General features: G+C 74.0%; 4 protein-coding genes and 1 pseudogene. All 5 read left to right on the top strand.

Annotation, left to right across the window (positions count from 1 at the left end; genetic code table 11):
* A partial coding sequence (locus tag DQW06_RS12620) for a 3-oxoacyl-ACP synthase III family protein (RefSeq protein ID WP_304598520.1) occupies window positions 1-507 on the top strand: 507 nt, incomplete at its 5' end.
* Window positions 504-1,340 carry an SDR family NAD(P)-dependent oxidoreductase gene (locus DQW06_RS12625; RefSeq protein ID WP_117198508.1) on the top strand — a complete coding sequence of 279 codons (837 nt, stop codon included), beginning with the start codon at window positions 504-506 and terminating at the stop codon, window positions 1,338-1,340. The genes DQW06_RS12620 and DQW06_RS12625, both read left to right, overlap by 4 nt.
* Window positions 1,333-2,076 (top strand): AfsA-related hotdog domain-containing protein, encoded by a 744-nt coding sequence (locus DQW06_RS12630; protein WP_117198509.1) that lies wholly within the window; start codon window positions 1,333-1,335, stop codon window positions 2,074-2,076. The genes DQW06_RS12625 and DQW06_RS12630 overlap by 8 nt, the downstream gene beginning before the upstream one ends.
* A gap of 9 nt (window positions 2,077-2,085) precedes the next feature.
* Entirely contained in the window at window positions 2,086-3,933 is a 1,848-nt protein-coding gene (locus DQW06_RS12635) for an acyl-CoA dehydrogenase (RefSeq protein WP_117198510.1), read from the top strand.
* A gap of 181 nt (window positions 3,934-4,114) precedes the next feature.
* Window positions 4,115-4,373 (top strand): annotated as a pseudogene (locus DQW06_RS12640) (S9 family peptidase); the annotation flags it as partial.

The raw sequence follows: 4,373 nt of genomic DNA on the forward strand, positions 1-4,373 counted from the left end.
CTGTCCCCCCTCCGGTTGGGAGCGGACGGGCGGGGGGCCGACCTGGTCGGGGTCTTCTCCGGGGGCACCCGGCGCCCGGCCTCCCCGGAAACCGTCGCCTCCGGCGGCCACACCATCCGCATGAACGGCAGGGCCATCAGCGAGTTCACCCTCCGTGTGCTGCCGCGCATGGTCCAGGAGTGCCTGGAGGAGCACGCCCTCGCCCTGGATGACATCGACCTGGTGGTATCGCACCAGCCGAACCCGCTGCTGCTGGCCAGGGCCTGCGCGCAGGCGGGAGTGCCCCCCGAACGGGTCCTCATCACCGGTGACCTCGTGGGCAACATCGGCGCCGGGTCGGTGCCGTTCGGCCTTGCCCGGGCCGAGGCCACCGGGCGCCTGCGCGAGGGGGACCGCGTCCTGCTCATGGCCTTCGGCGCCGGCATGACCTGGGGCTGCGGCCTGCTGACCTGGACCGGGACCGAACGCGGCCGCACCCGCGACGAAGACGGAGGGGATCGCGCATGAGCGTCACGCAGGGGTTCCGCCTCGACGGTGCCAGGGCACTGGTCACCGGCGCCTCCCAGGGCATCGGCCGGGCCACCGCCCTCGCGCTGGCCGAGGCGGGGGCGCACGTAGGGCTGTGCGCGCGCAACGGGCCGGCCCTGGAGGAGGTGGCACGGGAGATCTCCGACCTCGGGCGCGAGGCCGTGGTCGTGCCCGGGGACCTGAGGGAGCCGTCGACGGCCGCCGACGCCGTGGACGCGACCGCCGCGGCCCTGGGCGGGCTGGACCTGCTCGTGCACAACGCGGGCGGCCCCCACACCGACCCCGACGGGAGCATGGTCCTGCGCCCCGTCACCGAGACCTCGGACGAGGAGTGGCGGGGGGTCGTGGACCTCAACCTGCTGGCCGCGGTGCGACTGTGCCGCGCGGCCCACCCCCACCTGCGGCGCTCCGAACGCGCCTGCGTCCTGCTCATGTCCTCCGCGGCGGCGCTCGTCGCCGTTCCGGGCATGGAGTCCTACGGGGCGGTCAAGAGCGCCCTGCTCTCCTACACGCGCTCCCTGGCCGTGGCGTGGTCCGGGGACGGGGTACGCGTCAACGCGCTGTGCCCCGGCTGGGTGCGCACCCAGCTCACCAGGCCCGTCCACGGGACCGAGGCCATGGCCGGGGCCGCCCTCACCAACGTGCCGATGCGCCGGTGGGGAGGGGTCGAGGACGTCACCGGTCCCGCCGTGTTCCTCTGCTCCCCGGCCGCGGCCTTCGTCACCGGCCAGTACCTGGCGGTGGACGGGGGCCTGTCGGCCTTCCCCGCCATGCCCCAGCCCGCGCCCCCTCAGGAGGCCCCGCATGGATGAACGGTTCTGGGTCGTCGGCGACGGGTTCCCCACGCCCCGGCTCCACCCCGAGATCAGAACCTACCGGGAGGTCCTCCACGCGCTCCGTACCGGCGAGCTGCGCGAGGGGTACCTGCTCCCCGCCCTCGGCGTCGGCCCCCGGGACTGGGAGTACCTGGACCAGGCCGTCGCGGAGGCGGGGCGGTCGCGGACCGTGTTCCTCGACGCATCTCCTCCCGCGCCGCTCCCGCGCGCCGAGGTGCTCAAGACCATCCAGGAGAACGTGGTCATCGCACGGCCGCGGGTGAGCGGCCACACGGTCGGGTGCGACCTGGTGGTCGCCGACGGCAACGAGATCATGCACGACCACACCGCCGAGCGGCAGCACCTGCCGGGCATGCTGCTCATCGAGGCGGGTATCCAGGCCACGACCTGGGCCACCCGGGCACTGTACCCGTCCGGGGAGGGACGGCTCCCCCCGTACCCGGTCATGCACGAGTGCGCGTTCGGCTTCGAGCGGTTCCTGTTCTGGCTGCCGGTCGAGGTCCGCGTCACCCTCGTCCCCCAGGGACCGGCCTCCGGCGACAGACGACCGCTGCGCGCGGAGGTCTCCTACCTGCAACAGGGGCGTGTCGCCGCCACGGGACGCTTCTCCTTCCACGCCTTCGACCCTCCCGTCATCCACCGCATAGAACAGAGCCAGTCACGGAGGGTGATCGAAAGCGCCCGCGACGAGAGCCGGACCGCGTCCGGCTGAGGAGGGCAGATGCCACCGACGACCACCGGGGAGCGCGACCGGCTCCGCGCGCTCCTGCACGGCGCGCCCCGCGGCGGGGCGGAGATCGCCGCCCTGTTCGACCACCCGGTCTTCGCGCCGGCCGACTTCTCCTCCGCGGAGGAGTTCCACCACCTCACCTACGAACGCCTGCGCGTCCTCAACGGGCGCGTCGGAGGGGGCAGGCAGGCCCTGCGCTCGCCCGAACGACTCCTCGACGTGCTCGGGCACGCCGCGGTGGTCGACCCTTCCCTCTTCCTCCGCGCGATGGTGCACTACGAGGTGTGCCTCAACGCCGCCCTCACCCTCGGCGACGACAACCCCGGTCTGCGCGAGGCCGTGGACCGGCTCGACGACCTCTCCTCGGTCGGCAGCGTCCTGATCACCGAGGTCGGGCGCGGCGGCAGCCACGTCTCCGTACGCACCCGGGCCGAGTACGACCCGAGCCTGCCCGGCTTCAGGATCACGACCCCCGAACCGGAGGACGCCAAGTTCATGGGCACGGTCGGGACCCCCGGGATCGCGCAGACGGGCCTGGTGTACGCGCAGCTGTGCACCGGCGGCGGCCAGCACGGGGTCTTCCCCTTCCTGGTCGACATCAGCGACGAGCACGGACCCCGCCCCGGCGTACGGGTGACCCGCCTGCCCCACAGCGGTGTCTCCCCGCTGGACCACTGCCTGGTCTCCTTCCGGGACGCGCCCGTACCATTCGGCCGCTGGCTGCGGGACAGCGCCGGGATCTCCCCGCAGGGGCTCTTCGAGGAACCGCCCTCCCACCGGGGCGGACGGCTCACGCGTTCGCTGGCGGTCTCCTCCGCGGCCTCGGCGGCCGGCGCCACGGCCCTGGCGGCGGTGACCCGGGCGACCGCCGGCATCTCCTACCGGTACTCGCGGCACCGGGTCACGGTGAGCGCGCACGCCGGGGAGGTGCCCGTCATCGGCTACGGGATCCAGCAGGAGTCCGTGTACGGGGCGCTCGCCGCCGCCTACGCCACCACCTTCCTGGTCCGCCGCGCACGCGCACGCGGCGGTCCGCCCCGGGTCGGACCGGAGGGCGGCGGACGAGACGGCGGCGCGGCGGCCTGGACCCCCTGGGCCTCGGTGAGCCGGGAGCTGTCCCTGGCCAAGACCGCGGCCACCGAGGCGGCGGAGAGGGCCTGCGCCGAGTCCCGGCGGCGCTGCGGCGCCCAGGGCGCCCTGGACGCCAACAGGATCTCCTCCTACGAGGCCCTCACCCACGTCTACAACAGCGCGGGCGGGGAGAACCGGCTCATCCTCCTGGACGTGGGGCGCGCACTGGTGCTGGAGGAGGACGGGGAGCGGCCCCGCCCGGAGCCTCCGCCGGGCCGCTCTCCGGGAGACCGGCGGATGTGGTCGTACCTGTTCGCCGAGGACGAGCGGCGCCTGCTCGCGCACGCCCGCTCCGTCCTCGGCGGCTCCGCCGGGGCGGCCGCGCCCCCGCGACAGTGGGACAGGCACCTGTGGCTGCTGCTCGCGCTCGCCTCCGCGCACTCGCGGCGGGTGGCCTTCGAGTCCTTCGAGGAGGCCGCGGCCCCGCTCGCCGGGTCACCCGCCGGGGAACTCCTCTCGCCCCTGTTCGGGCTGTGGGCGCTCGACGCCATCGGCGACAGGGCGGCTGAGCACCTGGCCCACGGCAGCCTCACCCGCGAGGAGTACCTGGTCATGCTCGACCTGCGCCGGTCCCTGCTCGGCGAGGTCGACGCGGAGGCTCTCGTGGACGTACTCGACCTGCCGTTCGAACAGATCGGGGCGCCGATCGCGTTTCCCGACTACTCCCGTCGGCTGGGCGCGGACGGCCTCGCGGACGGCCGCACGTGACGGCCGCCTCGCCCGGAGCCGCGCGCCCTCCGCCCCCGCCTCCGGTGAACGCCGGGCGTCCTCCCCCGATCCGCAATGGTGTCTCCCGTCACACGTACGGATCCTTGAGTGTGCCGCGTCGGCATGGTTTCTCCTGGTTCCCAGCTCGCCTGTCTGACCGAGCACGAACGAGAGGAACGACATGGCACTGCCCGACCTGATCCCGGTCGAGGACTTCTTCAGCCCGCCGGAGCGCGCTGACGCGACGATCTCGCCGGACGGAACCCGCATCGCCTACCTGGCGCCGTGGAAGGACCGGCTCAACGTCTGGGTCCAGGACCTCACCCCGTCCGGGGGCTTCGACGGCGACCCGCGCTGCGTGACCGCGGACGAGACCCGCAGCGTGCAGAGCTACCAGTGGACCGACGACCCGCGCTGGCTGCTCTACCTCCAGGACAGCG

Source organism: Nocardiopsis sp. TNDT3, assembly GCF_003427465.1.
GTDB lineage: Bacteria > Actinomycetota > Actinomycetes > Streptosporangiales > Streptosporangiaceae > Nocardiopsis > Nocardiopsis dassonvillei.

Coding starts and splice junctions, on each gene's coding strand:
- DQW06_RS12625 (WP_117198508.1), top strand. CDS start 504: ATGAGCGTCACGCAGGGGTTCCGCCTCGACGGTGCCAGGGCACTGGTC.
- DQW06_RS12630 (WP_117198509.1), top strand. CDS start 1,333: ATGGATGAACGGTTCTGGGTCGTCGGCGACGGGTTCCCCACGCCCCGG.
- DQW06_RS12635 (WP_117198510.1), top strand. CDS start 2,086: ATGCCACCGACGACCACCGGGGAGCGCGACCGGCTCCGCGCGCTCCTG.